Annotated in this window: 15 protein-coding genes; 4 read left to right on the top strand and 11 right to left on the bottom strand. The window is 59.3% G+C overall.

Features of this window, described 5'->3' with window-relative positions:
- Positions 1 to 61: 61 nt before the first annotated feature.
- From rlmH to leuS, 6 genes are all read right to left on the bottom strand, one after another.
- Positions 62 to 529 carry a 23S rRNA (pseudouridine(1915)-N(3))-methyltransferase RlmH gene (rlmH, locus tag ACB035_RS08180; protein ID WP_005335166.1) on the bottom strand — a complete coding sequence of 156 codons (468 nt, stop codon included), beginning with the start codon at positions 527 to 529 and terminating at the stop codon, positions 62 to 64.
- 19 nt (positions 530 to 548) lie between these two features.
- Positions 549 to 890, bottom strand: a complete 342-nt coding sequence (gene rsfS / locus ACB035_RS08175; protein WP_005335165.1) for a ribosome silencing factor — start codon at positions 888 to 890, stop codon at positions 549 to 551.
- 103 nt (positions 891 to 993) lie between these two features.
- Positions 994 to 1,644, bottom strand: coding sequence for a nicotinate-nucleotide adenylyltransferase (nadD, locus tag ACB035_RS08170; RefSeq protein ID WP_236354417.1), 651 nt, complete (start codon positions 1,642 to 1,644; stop codon positions 994 to 996).
- Positions 1,638 to 2,675 carry a DNA polymerase III subunit delta gene (gene holA / locus ACB035_RS08165; RefSeq protein WP_371167043.1) on the bottom strand — a complete coding sequence of 346 codons (1,038 nt, stop codon included), beginning with the start codon at positions 2,673 to 2,675 and terminating at the stop codon, positions 1,638 to 1,640. The genes nadD and holA overlap by 7 nt, the downstream gene beginning before the upstream one ends.
- The gene (lptE, locus tag ACB035_RS08160; protein ID WP_005335160.1) at positions 2,675 to 3,157 is read right to left on the bottom strand and encodes an LPS assembly lipoprotein LptE; all 483 of its coding nucleotides are present in this window, start codon (positions 3,155 to 3,157) and stop codon (positions 2,675 to 2,677) included. The genes holA and lptE overlap by 1 nt, the downstream gene beginning before the upstream one ends.
- Positions 3,158 to 3,362: 205 nt before the next feature.
- Positions 3,363 to 5,939 carry a leucine--tRNA ligase gene (gene leuS, locus ACB035_RS08155; RefSeq protein ID WP_371167042.1) on the bottom strand — a complete coding sequence of 859 codons (2,577 nt, stop codon included), beginning with the start codon at positions 5,937 to 5,939 and terminating at the stop codon, positions 3,363 to 3,365.
- Positions 5,940 to 6,084: 145 nt separating this feature from the next.
- Here leuS and ACB035_RS08150 point away from each other — a divergent pair, with 145 nt between their 5' ends.
- Positions 6,085 to 6,579, top strand: a complete 495-nt coding sequence (locus tag ACB035_RS08150) for a zinc ribbon-containing protein (protein ID WP_005335155.1) — start codon at positions 6,085 to 6,087, stop codon at positions 6,577 to 6,579.
- 84 nt (positions 6,580 to 6,663) lie between these two features.
- On the opposite strand, the gene ACB035_RS08145 is transcribed toward ACB035_RS08150, so the two are convergent.
- The 3 genes from ACB035_RS08145 to fldB form a co-directional block, all read right to left on the bottom strand.
- Positions 6,664 to 8,004, bottom strand: coding sequence for a TldD/PmbA family protein (locus ACB035_RS08145; RefSeq protein ID WP_371167041.1), 1,341 nt, complete (start codon positions 8,002 to 8,004; stop codon positions 6,664 to 6,666).
- Complete coding sequence (locus tag ACB035_RS08140) at positions 8,004 to 9,404, bottom strand: TldD/PmbA family protein (RefSeq protein ID WP_371167040.1); 1,401 nt, start codon at positions 9,402 to 9,404, stop codon at positions 8,004 to 8,006. The genes ACB035_RS08145 and ACB035_RS08140 overlap by 1 nt, the downstream gene beginning before the upstream one ends.
- Before the next feature lie 202 nt (positions 9,405 to 9,606).
- Complete coding sequence (fldB, locus tag ACB035_RS08135; protein ID WP_371167039.1) at positions 9,607 to 10,125, bottom strand: flavodoxin FldB; 519 nt, start codon at positions 10,123 to 10,125, stop codon at positions 9,607 to 9,609.
- 250 nt (positions 10,126 to 10,375) lie between these two features.
- Here fldB and xerD point away from each other — a divergent pair, with 250 nt between their 5' ends.
- A complete protein-coding gene (xerD, locus tag ACB035_RS08130; protein ID WP_005362383.1) occupies positions 10,376 to 11,275 on the top strand; it encodes a site-specific tyrosine recombinase XerD in 900 nt (299 codons plus the stop codon).
- Here the strand turns inward: xerD and ACB035_RS08125 are convergent.
- On the bottom strand, positions 11,272 to 12,807 hold the full coding sequence (locus ACB035_RS08125) for a diguanylate cyclase domain-containing protein (protein WP_371167038.1): 1,536 nt from the start codon (positions 12,805 to 12,807) through the stop codon (positions 11,272 to 11,274). The two genes, xerD and ACB035_RS08125, sit on opposite strands and share 4 nt — an antisense overlap.
- An 86-nt stretch (positions 12,808 to 12,893) precedes the next feature.
- Positions 12,894 to 13,304, bottom strand: coding sequence for a large-conductance mechanosensitive channel protein MscL (mscL, locus tag ACB035_RS08120; RefSeq protein WP_005335147.1), 411 nt, complete (start codon positions 13,302 to 13,304; stop codon positions 12,894 to 12,896).
- 316 nt (positions 13,305 to 13,620) lie between these two features.
- Here mscL and ACB035_RS08115 point away from each other — a divergent pair, with 316 nt between their 5' ends.
- Together ACB035_RS08115 and recJ are read left to right on the top strand one after the other, a co-directional pair.
- Positions 13,621 to 14,268, top strand: coding sequence for a disulfide isomerase DsbC N-terminal domain-containing protein (locus ACB035_RS08115; RefSeq protein WP_158112969.1), 648 nt, complete (start codon positions 13,621 to 13,623; stop codon positions 14,266 to 14,268).
- Complete coding sequence (recJ, locus tag ACB035_RS08110; protein ID WP_371167037.1) at positions 14,234 to 15,964, top strand: single-stranded-DNA-specific exonuclease RecJ; 1,731 nt, start codon at positions 14,234 to 14,236, stop codon at positions 15,962 to 15,964. The genes ACB035_RS08115 and recJ overlap by 35 nt, the downstream gene beginning before the upstream one ends.
- Positions 15,965 to 16,095: the final 131 nt, after the last annotated feature.

Here is a 16,095-nt window from a genome sequence, read left to right as displayed (position 1 = left end):
GCATTGTTCACTCTCTGTGATAGGGGTGAATATGAGAGGTGAGACTCCAGAGACGCATGGCTCACTCTCTATGATACGGATGATTGGTGGTGATGCTCCAGGCCCGATAGAGGCTCTCGGCCACCAGCACCCGCACCAGCGGATGGGGCAGGGTGAGCGGTGAAAGTGACCAGCTCTGTTCGGCGGCAGCCTTGCACTCGGGGGACAAGCCTTCCGGCCCGCCTACCAGCAGGGCTACATCGCGGCCATCGAGTTTCCACGCCTCCAGCTGGGTAGCCAGCTGCTCCGTGGTCCAGGGCTTGCCCGGAATGTCGAGGGTGACGATGCGCGAACGCCCCGCAGCCGCCAGCATGGCTTCCCCTTCCTTCTGCAGGATGCGGGGAATGTCGGCATTTTTACCCCGTTTGCCTGCGCCGATCTCGACGAGTTCAAACGGCATGTCTTTGGGGAAGCGGCGACGATACTCTTCGAAGCCATGCTCTACCCAGGCGGGCATCTTGGTGCCCACCGCAATCAACTGGATCTTCATGGTCGTTACACTTGTGCTCTTATTGCGTATTCATTTGAGCGGCACCGCTCCACAGCTTTTCCAGTTGGTAGAAGTCACGGTGTTCATCCTGCATCACATGCACGATCACCGAGCCCATATCTACCAGCACCCATTCACCGCTCAGTTGCCCTTCCACGCTCAGCAGATCCAGACCCGCGTGGCGGGCCTCGCTGGCCAGATGGTGGGCAATGGCGCTGACGTGACGACTTGAGTTGCCGGAACAGATGATCATGGTGTCAGTAATGCTGGATTTGCCGCGTACATCGAGGGTGATAATGTCGCGGCCTTTCATGTCATCGATCTTGTCGATGATAAAGGCATGCAATTCTTGGCCTTGCAATGAGTCTCTCCTGTATTCCGGCGCGCAGCGTTTGCGTCAGGGCGGCGGATTATATCATGGTCACTCCCGTTTCCCATCGGGTGGGGCGGGATTACGACAGGGGCTAGCGGCGGTTGGCGCGGTAGAGCCCCTGTTGATCAATATAGTGCGCAACCGACTCGGGCAAGAGGTAGCGGGTGTCTTGCCCCTCATCCAGCAAGGCTCGCAGTCGGGTGGCTGACAGTTCGATGGGCTGGTTGTCCGCCAGCCAGATATGACCGGCCAGACGCTGATGCAGCGCGTTGGCATCTGTGGTGTGATGGCGCGCCAGCAACTGCGCCACCTCGGCTGGATAATCCGGTTGCCAGCCCGGCCGCACGCTCACCACCAGATGGGCATGGTCGAGCAGCTCCTGCCAGCGGTGCCAGCTTGGCAGGCTCAGCAGGGAATCCATCCCCATCAGAAAACAGAGCGGCGTATCGGGCAGTTCATGACGCAGCTCGATCAGGGTATCGATGGTGTAAGAGGGTTTATCCCGCTTCAGCTCCCGCTCATCCACCACAAAGTGGTGGTTCTCCGCCGCCGCCAGCTTGACCATGGCGAGGCGCTGTTCGCTGGAGCAGAACGGATTGGCACGGTGGGGCGGGATATGGTTCGGGATCAGCCGCATTTCGGCCAGCCCGAGGGCATCGCGCGCCTCGATGGCCGGGCGCAGATGACCGATATGGATGGGGTCGAAGGTGCCGCCAAGCAAACCGACAGGCGCCTTCAGCACGGGCTGCTCTCCATCACCAGCGGCAGCGGGGTGCCATCACGAAAGCCGAGGGCAATGGTCTGCAGCATCAGCCAGGCCTGTTCGGTATCGAAGCGGCGCTGGGCATCGTCCAGCTGGGCCATCAGTTGCCACAGTTGCTGCAACTTGGCAAACGGCAGTCGGGTCAGTGCTTGCTGAATGAGCTGCTGGCGGCTCTGCCAGATGCGCAGGCGGCTGAAGTGCTCCCCCAGCGGCTGGCCGTTGCGCATCGCCAGCGACAGCTCGGTCAGCTGCTCCAGCTCGCGGCAGAGGGTCCAGGCCAGCATCCCCGGCTCGGTGCCTTCGGCCCGCAGGGCGGCCAGAATGCGCTGGGCCCGGTTCACCTTGCCCTCCAGCAGGGTATCGACCAGCTGGAACGGGGTGAAGTGGGCGTGGCGGATAATGGTCTCTTGCAGATAGGTGACGCTGATGGGCTGGGACGGCGAGAGCAGGGTCAGCTTCTCGATCTCCTGACTGGCGGCCAGCAGGTTGCCCTCGTAGGAGTGGCACATGAAGTTGATGGCATCCGGCAGCGCCTTGAGGCCGAAACGCGCAAAACGGGCGCTCATCCAGCGCGGGAAAAACTTGGGCTCCGGATGGTTGACCGGCACATAGGTGCCAATTTGGTAGAGCTTGTCGAACCAGGCTGCCTTCATCTGGGTCTGGTTGAGGCGACCGCCACTCAGCACCAGCAGCAGGTCGGGATGAAGCTGCTTGCCAATTTCGCTGATGCGGGCAGCGAGATCCTTGTCCACCTTGGCGGGCAGCTCCAGCTCGATGATCTGGCGGGCGGAGAAGAGGCTCATGGCCTGACAGGCATCGTAGACCTGATTCCAGTCCAGCCCCTGTTCCACCACGAAGGTGTGGCGCTCATCGAAACCCTGCTTGCGGGCGACCTGACGGATGGCATCGATGGCCTCCAGTCGCAACAGGGGCTCGTCGCCAAAAACGAGATAGCAGGGCCGAAGCCCTGCTTTGAGGTGGTCACCAAATTGCTCCGGGTAGATCCGCATCAGAAGCTGACCTGACTCAACTGCCGGATCACCTGATTGGCCGCCTGCTCCTGCATTTCGCGGTTGAGCTGCTCCTGCTCACGGGAGGAGGCGAGCGCGGCATCCGGCTTGTTGAGGAAGCTGCGGTTGAAGTTGATGGGGAAGACCTGAGTTGGCTTGCCCGGTACCGAGATGGTGAACTGGGTACCAAAGCCCAGCACATATTCGGTGTCCGTCCCCAGCGCGTTGACCGAGGCGACCTGACTGGTGCTGCCTACGCCGCCCAGAGTGAGCACCGGAATGCCCTCCTTGTCGGCCAGGGTCACGCCAGAGGCCTTCAGACGGGTGGTAACCATCCGGTAGAAGTCGCTCTTGTTGTCGCCCACGACCTTCATGGTCATCAGCTCGCTCGGAATGCCGTTGCCGCGCATGTGAAAGCCGCAGCCTTGCAGCAGCAGACCTGCCAGCACGATGGCCATCCAGCGGGTGAAGATGGTGCCCATAGAAAATCCTCTTTGCATTAAGGGAAAGCGGCGGGCGCAGGGCCCGCCGTTATCATCCGTTTGCTGTCACAGATTGGCAATGATCAGTTGGCAGCCAATTAGTTAGCGACAATGTTGAGCTGTCATGGGCCGGTACGTCGTTACCCATGAGTGGCCACACAGTCAGCCAAGGTCGCCAAATGGTATGACATCAGTTGGCAACCGATCAGTTAGCGACAATATTGAGCAGCTTGCCAGGTACATAGATCACCTTGCGCACGGTCAGCCCGTCGGTGAACTTCTGCACGGAGGCATCGGCCATCGCCAGCTTCTCGACGTCAGCCTGGCTGATCTCGGCCGGTACGGTCAGTTTGCCGCGCATCTTGCCGTTGATCTGCACCACCACCAGCTTCTCGGTCTCGACCATGGCCGCTTCATCGGCCACCGGCCAGGCTGCGTGATCGATGTCGTCGCCCTTGCCCAGCATCTTCCACAGCTCGAAGCCGATGTGCGGAGTGATGGGGTAGAGCATGACTACCACAGCTTCCAGCGCTTCCTGCATCAGGGCGCGGTCCTGCTCGTCGTTGCCCAGCTTGGAGAGATTGTTCATCAGCTCCATGATGGCGGCGATGGCGGTGTTGAAGGTCTGACGGCGACCCACGTCATCACTCACCTTGGCGATGGTCTTGTGCAGTTCACGGCGTACCGCTTTCTGCTCGTTGGTGAGAGCAGCTACATCCAGTGCGGCAACGGCTCCACCGGAAACGTGTTCGAAGGTGACGCGCCACAGGCGACGCAGGAAGCGCTGGGCACCCTCTACGCCGGAGTCGGACCACTCCAGGGTCATCTCGGCCGGAGAGGCGAACATCATGAACAGACGGACGGTATCGGCGCCGTAACGCTCGACCATCAGCTGCGGGTCGATGCCGTTGTTCTTGGACTTGGACATCTTGGTCATGCCGGAGTGCATTACCTCACGGCCTTCGTTGTCGATGGCCTTGGTGATACGACCCTTCTCGTCACGCTCTACCTTGACGTCGGTCGGGCTGACCCAGACGTTGCCGCCCTTCTCGTCTTTGTAGTAGAAGGCGTCGGCCAGCACCATGCCCTGGCAGAGCAGGCGCTTGAACGGCTCGTCACTGTTGACCAGACCCGCGTCACGCAGCAGCTTGTGGAAGAAGCGGGCGTAGAGCAGGTGCATACAGGCGTGCTCGATACCGCCGATGTACTGATCCACCGGCAGCCAGTGGTTGGCAGCCGCCGGATCCAGCATGCCCTTGTCGTAGTCCGGGGAGCAGTAGCGGGCGTAGTACCAGGAGGACTCCATAAAGGTGTCGAAGGTATCGGTCTCGCGGAACGCTTCCTGACCGTTGTAAGTGGTCTTGGCCCACTCGGCGTCAGCCTTGATTGGGCTCTGGATACCATCCATCACCACATCTTCCGGCAGCAGTACCGGCAGTTGATCTTCCGGCGTTGGCACTACGGTACCGTCAGCCAGGGTCAGCATCGGGATGGGGGCACCCCAGTAACGCTGACGGGAGACGCCCCAGTCACGCAGACGGTAGTTGACGGTGCGCTTGCCCTTGCCGAGCCCTTCCAGCTTGCTGGCGATGGCATCGAAGGCGCCCTGGAAGTCGAGACCGTCAAACTCGCCGGAGTTGAACAGCACGCCCTTCTCGGTGTAAGCGGCGTCGCTCACGTTGACGTCGCTATCAACCGGCTTGATCACCGCCTTGATGTCGAGGCCATATTTGGTGGCGAATTCGAAGTCACGCTGGTCGTGGGCCGGAACCGCCATCACGGCGCCGGTGCCGTAGTTCATCAGCACGAAGTTGGCGACCCAGACCGGTACCTTGCGGCCATCCAGCGGGTGAATGGCGTAGAGGCCGGTGGCCATGCCTTTCTTTTCCATGGTGGCCAGTTCAGCTTCGGCTACCTTGGTGTTCTTGCACTCTTCGATGAAGGCGGCCAGCTCAGGGTTGTTCTGGGCTGCTTGCAGCGCCAGCGGGTGGCCGGCAGCGATACCGACATAGGTGACGCCCATGAAGGTGTCCGGACGGGTGGTGTAGACCTCCAGTTGCTCAGCCTGACCCTCGATGGCAAAGCTGATGTTGACCCCTTCGGAGCGGCCAATCCAGTTGCGCTGCATGGTCTTGACCATCTCCGGCCAGCCTTCCAGATTGTCGATGTCGCTGAGCAGCTCTTCGGCGTAGTCGGTGATCTTGATGAACCACTGGGGGATCTCTTTCTGCTCCACCGGGGTATCACAGCGCCAGCAGCAGTTGTCGACCACCTGCTCGTTGGCCAGCACTGTCATGTCGTTCGGGCACCAGTTGACGGAGGAGGTCTTCTTGTAGACCAGACCCTTTTCGTAGAGCTTGGTGAAGAACCACTGTTCCCAGCGGTAGTAATCCGGTTTGCAGGTGGCGACTTCACGATCCCAGTCATAACCCAGACCCAGCATCTTCAGCTGGTTCTTCATGTATTCGATGTTTTCGTAGGTCCAGGGCGCCGGCGCGGTATTGTTTTTGATCGCGGCGTTCTCGGCCGGCAGACCGAATGCATCCCAACCTATGGGTTGCAGCACGTTCTTGCCATTGAGGCGTTGATAACGGGAGATCACATCACCTATGGTGTAGTTACGAACGTGCCCCATGTGTAGTCGACCAGACGGATAGGGGAACATGGAGAGGCAGTAGAACTTCTCTTTGTCTACCTTCTCCACGGCCTTGAAGGTTTTCTTGGCATCCCAGTGCTTTTGCACTGCTGGTTCGATTGATTGGGGAACGTATTGCTCTTGCATTGGTGACATCCGGATCTGTGAAATGAATAGATAAATCAGCTGGGAAATCGCAATAGAATACCCATATCCTGCGGCGGCAACAACCGCCAGCGTCCCTTGGGCCTTAAGCCGGGCCAGATCAGGGTTTAGTAGAGGAGTTAGAGCCATGGACAAACGTCAAAAAGGGTACGAAGCCTTCATTGCCGAGCTGCAAAAACAGTGGCAAGAGACTGAAGAGTTCCAGGGGGAGCGCCTCAACCGGATGATTGCCAAGGTGCAGGCCTATCTGGAGGCTGCCAGCGACCTGACCCAGGACGAACTGGCGCTCATTGCCGAGTACGTGAAGCGGGATCTGGGCAACTATGACGAGGGGCGCCATGACGATAGTGCACAGGTGGAAGAGTCTGCCTTTATGCTGGCCCTCAAAGACACCGCCTGGTCCTGGCTGGCGGATGTGACCGACCGAGCCCAGGTGGAGTGGCGCGAGCTGGCCGACGAGTTGGAGCACAAGGGTGTTTACGAAGCGGGTGACTGGGTGGGGCTCGGAGTTATGGTGTGCGACCAGTGTGGCTGGCGCCATACAGTGCTACACCCACAACAGCTCGATACCTGCCCCGAATGCGGCTGCGCCGAGTATCATCGCGAGCCGCTCTCGCCCTGAGTCATGCCATCAATGTGGACGAGATAACGAGCAAAAAGGCGCCATCAGGCGCCTTTTTCTTACTTGCAGGTTTCGTCGGGGCGTTTACTTGCCCGCAACGGAGAGGCCGCCAAAACGGATCTGCGGGGCGTAGAAGCCCTTGCCGTCGTTGTGGTGCAGGGTATCGCCGACCGCTTCCAGCTCGCCCAGCAGGCGGTAGAAGTTGCCTGCTACCGTGATGCCGCGCACCGGCCGCAGGCGAACTCCATCGCGACAGAGGAACCCTGACGCGCCAAAGGAAAAGTCACCGCTCACCGCATCGGCACCGGAATGCAGGCCGTCCAGCTTGACCAGCTCCAGATAGTCACCGCTCTGCACTTCCGCTTCGCAGTGGGGGCCCGCGCCAAACACCAGATGGCGAGCGGTCACATCGAGGGCGCTGCGGGCACCGCGAGCGGCCGAGCCGTTGCTGGCGACGCCAAAGTGGCGGGCGGTGGCGCTGTTGTGGAGCAGGGTTTTCAGCTCCCCTTCGCCAATCAGCAGCAGATCCGAGCTGGCCGCCCCCTCGCCATCAAACGCCTTGATGTTCATGCCGCCCGGCATATAGACCCGGCTCTCCAGAGTAAGCCAGCGTGACGCTACGCTCTGGCCGACCTTGCTGCGCCAGGGGTTGATCCCCTGCTGGGCCCACTTGCCCGACAGCACACCCTGAAAGCAACCAAACAGGCTGGCGAAGCAGTTGGTGCTAAAGATGACGCTGTAGTGACCGCTCGGCACCGCTTCACCGGGCAGCAGACCATCGGCGATGGCGTAGATCTGCTCGATCAGGGCCTGACTGTCCAGCTCGTCGAAGCGGCGGCCATACTGCCCCTGCGAGTGCATCGACTGGCGGCCATCCCGTTCCACCAGCGCCGAGGTGTAGCAGCCGACGCTGAACTCGCCGTGCTGGCAGAGGGTGCCCTGACTGTTGGCGAGCAAGAGCTGGCTCTCCCCTTCGAAGAAGCTGTTGTAGGGGGCGCCGCTCACATCGGGCATGGCCAGCATGTCTGATTCGAGGCGCAGGGCCAGGGCGATCTTCTCCTCAACCGGCGTGGTATCGGGCTGGTTGATCTCGGCGCAATCTGTGGTGATCCGGCTATTGGCCACCGAGATGCGCTGATCCGGGTCCACCTTGGCAAAGCGGCTGGCATCGAGCGCATCCTGCAGCATGGCATCGAGCGCCGCTTCATCGAGGGATTCCGAGTAGGCGATGCCGACCCGGCCCTCTTTTATCAGGCGAATACCGAGTTGCTGGCTGCTGGTGACCTTGTATTCCCCCAGCTCGCCCTTGTCTGCCTTGAGGGAGAAGGCCTTCTCCTGATTGGCGATGATGTCTGCCTCGGCGCCGAGGTCGGCCACTTTATCCAGCAGGCGGGTGAGCAGTTGGTTCATGTCGAGCTGGCTCATCAGGCGTTCCCTCCCACCAGAATGTTGTCCACTTTGAGGGCCGGCTGGCCCACCGAGGTGGGGACCGAGCCTGAGACAGAGCCGCACATGCCGGCGGCCAGTGCCAGATTGCTGCCCACCATGGAGATCTCTTTCAGCACCTGCGGGCCGGTGCCGATCAGGGTGGCCGACTTGAGCGGTCTGGTGATTTTGCCGTGCTCGATGAGGTAGGCCTCCTGCACATTGAAGTTGAACTCGCCGGTGCCGGGCTGTACCGAGCCGCCCCCCATCTTCTTGGCGTAGATGCCATGTTCGACGGTGGCCAGCATATCGTCGAGGCTGTGGTTGCCCGGTTCGATATAGGTGTTGCGCATGCGCGAGGTGGGGGCGTACTTGTAGGATTCGCGCCGCCCGGAGCCGGTGCGGGCGTAACCGGTCTTGAGGGCGCCCATTCTGTCCACCAGAAAGCCGGTCAGTACGCCGTCCTTGATGAGCTGGGTATGCTGGGTCGCCATCCCCTCGTCATCGACGTTGATGGAGCCCCAGGCGTTGCTCTGCAAGCCTTCATCCACCGCATTGACCACCGGATTGGCGATAAGCTGGCCCATCTTGTCGTGGAATACAGACGCCTTCTTGGCCACCGAGGTGGTCTCCAGCAGATGACCGCACGCCTCGTGGAAGATGACGCCGCCAAAGCCGTTCTCCATGATGACCGGCAGGGTGCCGCTCGGACAGGGTGCCGCGCCCAGTTTCACCAGTGCCTGATGGGTGGCTGTGAGCGCCAGCTCGCGCGGATCGATGCGATCGGCATGCTCCCAGCCCATCAGGGCGCCGGGGGCCTCGTAACCGACGCTCTGCTCGCTCCCTTCCATGGCGATGGTCTGGGCCATGATGCGGTTGTAGTGGCGGCGATCGGCCACTTGCAGCCCTTCGCTGTTGAAGATTTCCACCTCCTGCTCCCAGCCCAGCACGTTGCCGGAGAACTGGCTCACCTTGTCGCTCTCGGCGCGGGCTACCGCATCCATGGCGTGCAGATAGGCAATCTTCTGCTCCAGCAGCTTGTCTGCCGACAGGGGCAGGGCCACCGGGTTGCGATCGCTCAGGCGGGTGAAATCGAAGGCGGTGGCGGTCACCACGGGGTCGCGGCGGTCTTTGGCCGCCAGCAGGGTGACGATGCGCAGCAGTTCGTCGCGGCTGGCCAGATTGGTGTAGCCGTAGAGCACCTTGTGGCCGTAACAGAGGCGCACGCCGATGCCGAAATCGAGGCCGCCGCTGATGTTCTCTATCTGGCTGGAGAGCAGGCTGAGCTGGCTGCGGCGCTTGCGCTCCACAAACAGCTCGGCAAAATCGGCACCCAGCGCCAGCGCGTGATCGAGCACGTCACGGGCGATGGCGGGGGCCAACAGGGAGAATGGAGTCATAGAATATCCTTTTCTGGTCTGTCCGTTTGCTTCCGACATCCGGCTCTGATTGTTATGGGATGTCGAGTCCATTGTTGCAGACCAGCACAAAAAAGTCGCTATAGCGTCATGCGATGATACCGATTGAGAAAATCGGTGCGATAACTGCGCCCGGCGGCTAGGGCCAGGCGCTCAGGGTCGTTTTGCCAAAACGTGGGAAAGATCAGAGCAGGGCGTGGATTTCGCTCAGGATCTGCTCGACCCACTGCTCGATGCGCGGATCGGTCTGGTCATATTGATTGGCATCGTCCAGCGCCAGCCCGACGAAGTGACGGCCATCGTCGATCAGTGCCTTGGAGGCATCGAATTCGTACCCTTCGTTGGGCCAGTAGCCCACCAGCTTGACCCCTTTTGGCACCAGCTGATCGTGCAGCATGCCGAGGGCGTCCTGGAACCATTCGCCATAACCGAGCTGATCGCCGAGGCCAAACAGGGCCACGATGCGTCCCTCCAGATGGAGATCGGCGATATCTTCCCAGCGGGACTCCCAGTCCTCCTGCAGTTCGCCAAAGTCCCAAGTGGAGATGCCGAGGATCAGGATCTCGTAATCCTCCATCCGGCGCAGGGAGACATCCTTGATATTGTAAATATCCACCAGCTCGGGGCCGATGAGGGCGCGGATCTTCTCGGCAGCCATCTCGGTGTAGCAGGTGGTGGAACCGTAAAACAGACCAATCTTCATCGCTCTACTCTCTGTTGGCGCTTTCTCGCTTGCTTTTGGCGCGTTCTCGCATGCTCGTGTGGGCTGCGCCATGTTGGCAACACGATGGGTAACGTAAGGGGAGGGCGCCAGTCTAGCAGATTGCCATTCGACCTTCACCGCCCGGCAAGGGGCGTGGCAAACGTGCCTTATCTTTCCAATGAAAGTGCCTTGTCTTTCCAAGGAGTTGGCGCGTTACAATGGGCCATCGATCCCCTGATTGCAGCGCACCATGAGCAAGCCCGACCCACATCCCCTGATTGAACCCTTTCTCGATGCCCTCTGGCTGGAGCGGGGATTGTCTGACAACACAGTCAGCTCCTATCGCAGCGACCTGGAGAAGTTCTCCCTCTGGCTCGACGAGCAGGGGAGCTCGCTGCTGCTGGCGGGGATGGACGAGATCCAGCACTACCTCGCCTGGCGGGTCGATCACCAGTTTGCGGCCAGCAGCACCGCCCGTTTTCTGTCGGCCCTGCGCCGTTTCTATCAGTATCTCAACCGTGAGAAGCTGCGCAGCGATGATCCGACCGTGCTGCTGGAGGGGCCCAAGCTGCCGAAAAAACTACCCTCAGATTTAAGCGAAGCGGAAGTGGAGGCTCTGCTGAGTGCGCCGCTGGTGGATGACCCGCTGGAGCTGCGGGACAAGGCGATGCTGGAGCTGCTCTACGCCACCGGGCTGCGGGTTTCCGAGCTGGTGGGGCTCACCGCCGAGCATGTCAGTCTGCGTCAGGGGCTGGTGCGGGTGGTGGGCAAGGGCAACAAGGAGCGGCTGGTGCCAATGGGCGAGGAGGCGATGCACTGGCTGGAGCGTTACTACCGGGAGGCCCGTACCCTGCTGCTGGGGGGCACCAGCTCGGATGTGGTGTTTCCCTCCAAGCAGGCCCGTATGATGACCCGCCAGACCTTCTGGCATCGCATCAAGCTCTATGCCCTGCGGGCCGGGATCAACGGTGAGCTGTCCCCCCATACCTTGCGCCACGCCTTCGCCACCCATCTGCTCAACCACGGCGCCGACTTGCGGGTGGTGCAGATGCTGCTGGGCCATGCGGATCTTTCCACTACCCAGATCTACACCCATGTGGCCAACGAACGGCTCAAGGCGCTGCACGGGGAGCACCACCCCCGCGCTTAAGCCCGTTGCAGCCGATTTTTGCCCGCTTGTTTAGCCTGATAAAGAGCTGCATCGGCGCGGGCCATCACACTGTCTGGGGCATCATGCAGGGATTCGGCAATGCCACCGCTAAAGGAGACGCTTAAGCCCTTTTCACGCCAATCCTGTTGCCCCATGCTGATACGCCACTGCTCCATCAACTGCTGTGCACTGGCAATATCTGTCTGTTCAAAAATGGCGACCAGCTCTTCCCCCCCAAAGCGGCACAGGGTTGCCTGTTCCTCTAGCAATTGGCTACCTAGCTGAGCGGTGCGTTTCAAAACGGCATCACCGATGGGATGACCATAGGTATCATTTATTTTTTTGAAGTTATCAATGTCGATAATCGCCAATATATATTGGCTATTTTCTTTATGTAGAGTGGCGAGCTCCTCTTCCAAATGACGGCGGTTGTACAAGCCGGTTAATGCATCACGCAGCGATTTTTCTGTTTCGGCCTGCATTTTGTCTGAAATCATCACTATTTCATCCTCCAGCTCCTCTATACCAGCCAGCTTGGGGATAATAATTTGTTGCCCTGGAGGGGTGATACGCAATTGTCTAACAACTTGTACCAATGTGCTGATAGTATGCTCCAAACGTTGCCTGAAAATAATAGCAACCAGTGTGAATATCGATAATGATAATACCAGAGTGATAAATATAGTTGGCAGTATCTCACCAATCAAAATATTGCTCTTGAATGGAAATACAGTAATAACCAGCCACGATGGGTTGTTGTGAAGGGCGTGATATGAAATGAGATCACCATTTTTACTCATTAAGGTACCATTCCTGCCTTTCAATTCAGAAATCCATGGTTGGTCAAGTCGACTGCCGTTTTCCTGAGGGTCGCTGTGAGCCACAATCATCTTGCTGCCTCGGTCAAAGAGCATATATACAACATTGTTACTACTCTCCAGAATCCGCCCTATACGTGCTGAAAATACTTTCAAGTTCAGGTCGATGCCAATCACGCCAAGAAATTCCCCCTGGTTATTAAAAACAGCATGGGAAAGGGTGACGACCGGCATTTTTTCAATCGCGTCAATGTAAGGGGAACTCCAGATATTGATGCCGGGATGCTCGATAGCATTGCGGTACCATGGACGTTCCGACTCTTTGAACTCAATCGGGGTAGGATGAAGAGAGAAATTGATATGCTTGTTATCCTGAAGCATGTAGTACACGGTTTTTATTGGGCCATCAGGGTAAAGAAGGTATTGCCAAATGTCGCGATAACGTTGTTTTAATTCCGGGGGAAGATCTCCATTATTCTCAGTAATGTCAGCAATGATGATATTTATTTGCCTCTCAACCGAAGAGAGTGAGTTATCCCATTGCTGCGCAGTACTATCGTTAAAAAATCTGGCGGTGCTTAGCAAGGTGTTTTTCTGCATAACAGAAAAAAGGTACGCACTACCCAATGTGGTCAAAACAAGTGGCAGCGCAAGCAGCAAAAGAAAACGGAGAATAAAGCTGTGATTGGAGTTTGCAGCAGTGGAGGTTTGCATAGTCACGACGCCTATATAACTTTACGCCATCTAACCATAGCCCATGGGCATCGTGACACACATACACACCAGTCTGGGGAGTCGGCTTAACGCTCCTGTTGAGATTTCAGCAGATCACGGATCTCGGTCAGCAGCTCCTGATCCTTGGTCGGGCCTGCCGGGGCGGCGGCTTCCTCTTCCTGTTTTTTCTTGAGGGTGTTGATGGCCTTCAGTCCCATGAAGATGGCAAAAGAGATTATCAGAAAGTCGATGATGGTCTGGATGAACTTGCCATAGGCGATGACCACGGCGGGTGTTGCACCTTCTGCGGCCTTAAGGGTGACCGCCAGGTCGCTGAAGTCCACGCCGCCCAGGATCAGGCCGATGGGCGGCATGATCACGTCACCGACAAAAGAGGAGACAATTTTGCCGAAGGCGGCACCAATGATGATACCGACCGCCATATCGATGACGTTGCCGCGTGCGGCAAAGGCTTTGAACTCTTGAATCAGACTCATTATTTCCTCCGAAATTAAACAAGATAGTGCGTTGATTATCCTTGCCAAAGGGCGAACTCTTGTCAGGAAAAACAGAGGCTAAGCCGCGTTGTTCCTGTCGTCCTGACTAGCTTGCGGGCGTTATGAGTCCTTGGCAATCGGGGGGAGCCATTTTTTTGGTACAAAGTGATATTAATTTTTTGGTAATTAGCTGATTGAATGATGAGCTGTGCTGCTGTAGTTTGCTGGGTCGATTCATTCATACCACGTGAGTAAACAAGTGAAGTATTTACTACTGGGAATGATGCTTTTGTGCACATTTGCTGCCAGAGCGGGGATGGATACCCAAGCCTTGAAACAGACTATCACGGCCCGGCTGGGGGTCCCCGTCTATCTGGTTGAACCGACCCCGATCGCGGGGTTGTACATGCTGGGCACCTCGCAGGGGGTGCTCTACAGCGATGCCAAAGGGGATTATGTGGTGCAGGGGGTCATGCTGGATATGACTCGCGACATGAAGAACCTGACCATCTCGGGTATGCGCGAGCAGCGCCGACTTGGTCTGGCGCAGGTGGCTCATGCCCCCATCGTGCTCAAGGCCCGGGATGAGCGTCACCGGGTTGCGCTGTTTCTCGGCGAGCAGGACGCAAAGCGCCGTCAGCTCTCCGGCACCTTGCAACACCTGCAGGCATCCGGGGTGAGCGTGGCTCTCTATCCGGTGATTGATCACGCCGAACGGGCCGCCGACTGGTGCAGCGATCCCCTGCTGCAAAATGATCCGTTAAAAGCCTATTTGCCTCAAACGGCATGTAGTGAGACCCTTATCCAAAATATTGGCCTGAGCCAATGGTTGGGGGTCAAGGTACTGCCGGCCTGGGTCTCCTCCGACGGGGATCTGGTGCGCGGGTATCAGAGCCCCGAACAGCTGCTCAAGATACTGGATAATTTTGATGCCTCTGCAAATCCGTCGTCGTCCGCGAGTTGATGATTCCCATCTGCCTGCCACTTTGCATCCCCTGCTTCGCCAAATCTTCGCCAGTCGTGGCGTAGAGGATCCTGCCCTGCTGGAGCGCAGCGCCAGCCAGCTGTTGCCGCCCCAGCGCCTCTATGGCATGGAACAGGCGGTGCCGCTGCTGGCGGATGCCCTGACCGCCCAGAAACGGATCCTGATTGTCGGTGACTTCGACTGCGATGGTGCCACCAGCTCGGCCCTGTGTGTGCTGGCCCTGCGCGCCATGGGCGGTCGCCACATCGATTTTCTGGTGCCCAACCGCTTTGAGTTTGGCTACGGCCTCACCCCCGAAATTGTCGAGCTGGCGGTGGCGCGCGGCGCCGAGTTCCTGATCACGGTGGATAACGGCATCTCCAGCATCGCCGGGGTGGCGGCTGCCAAGGCGGCCGGCATGCAGGTACTGGTTACCGATCACCATTTGCCGGGTCAGGAGCTGCCTGACGCCGATGCCATCGTCAACCCGAACCAGCTCGGTTGCGATTTCCCCTCCAAGTCGCTGGCCGGGGTGGGGGTAGCCTTCTACCTGATGGCGGCCCTCAACACCCATCTGCGTCAGCTCGGCTGGTACGAACGGCAAGGGTTGCGCGCCCCCAATGTGGCGGATTACCTCGATCTGGTGGCCCTCGGCACGGTCGCAGATGTGGTGGCGCTCGATGGCAACAACCGCATTCTGGTCCATCAGGGCTTGCAGCGGATCCGGGCCGGGCGCTGTCGCCCCGGCATTCAGGCGCTGGTGGATGTGTCGGGTCGTGATGGTCGCCGCCTCACCGCCGCCGACCTCGGTTTTGCGCTGGGGCCGCGCCTCAATGCGGTTGGGCGCCTCGATGATATGTCCCTTGGGGTCGCCTGTCTGCTCTGCGATGATCTCAATCTGGCGCGCCAGCTTGCGGCCGAGATGGACAGCCTCAATCAGGAGCGCAAGGAGATCGAGCAGGGGATGCAGCAGGAGGCCCTCGCCACCCTGGAGCAGATCCGGTTTCGCGATGGCGAGGTGCCATCGGGCATAGTGCTGCACCGCAACGAGTGGCATCAGGGGGTGGTGGGGCTGGTGGCTTCCAAGGTGAAGGAGAAGTACTACCGCCCGGTCATTGCCTTTGCCGAGAGCAGCGAGACCGAGCTCAAGGGCTCCGGCCGCTCCATCCCCGGCGTGCACCTGCGCGATGCACTGGAACTGCTCGATACCCGCCATCCGGGCCTGATGGGCAAGTTTGGCGGCCACGCCATGGCGGCGGGGCTGACCCTGCCCAAGGCCAATATCGAGGCCTTCAGCCGCGCCTTTGAGGCGGTCATCAGCGAGCTGGTGACACCCGAGCTGCTGACCGGAGTGCTGCTCACCGACGGCGAGTTGTTGCCGGATGAGCTCAACCTCGAGCTGGCGGAGCTGATTCGCGCCTCCGGCCCCTGGGGTCAGGCCTTCCCCGAGCCGCTGTTCGACGGCGAGTTCGTGCTGGTGCAGCAGCGGCTGGTGGGGGAGAAGCACCTCAAGATGATGCTGACAACCGATTCCGGTCATGCGGTGGATGCCATCGCCTTTGGCGTCGATCTCAAGCGCTGGCCCGATGCCTCGGTCAAGCGGGTGCGGCTTGTCTACCGGCTTGACGTCAACGAGTGGCGCGGCAACCGCAGCGTGCAGCTGCTGGTGGAGCATCTGGAGGCTGCCGGTCTCTGAGCCGGTTGCATCGCTGCTTTGTCGCAGATAGCGCTGACAACGGCCACCCTCGGGTGGCCGTTTTTGTTGGCAGATCTCTGGAAAAGGGCGTTGACCTGTCTATAGCTTTACAGTTTAAGCTCGTCTTTATC

Source organism: Aeromonas sp. S12(2024) (assembly GCF_041402305.1).
In the GTDB taxonomy this organism is placed as follows: Bacteria; Pseudomonadota; Gammaproteobacteria; order Enterobacterales; family Aeromonadaceae; genus Aeromonas; species Aeromonas veronii.
This window is presented reverse-complemented; position numbering and strand designations above follow the sequence as displayed.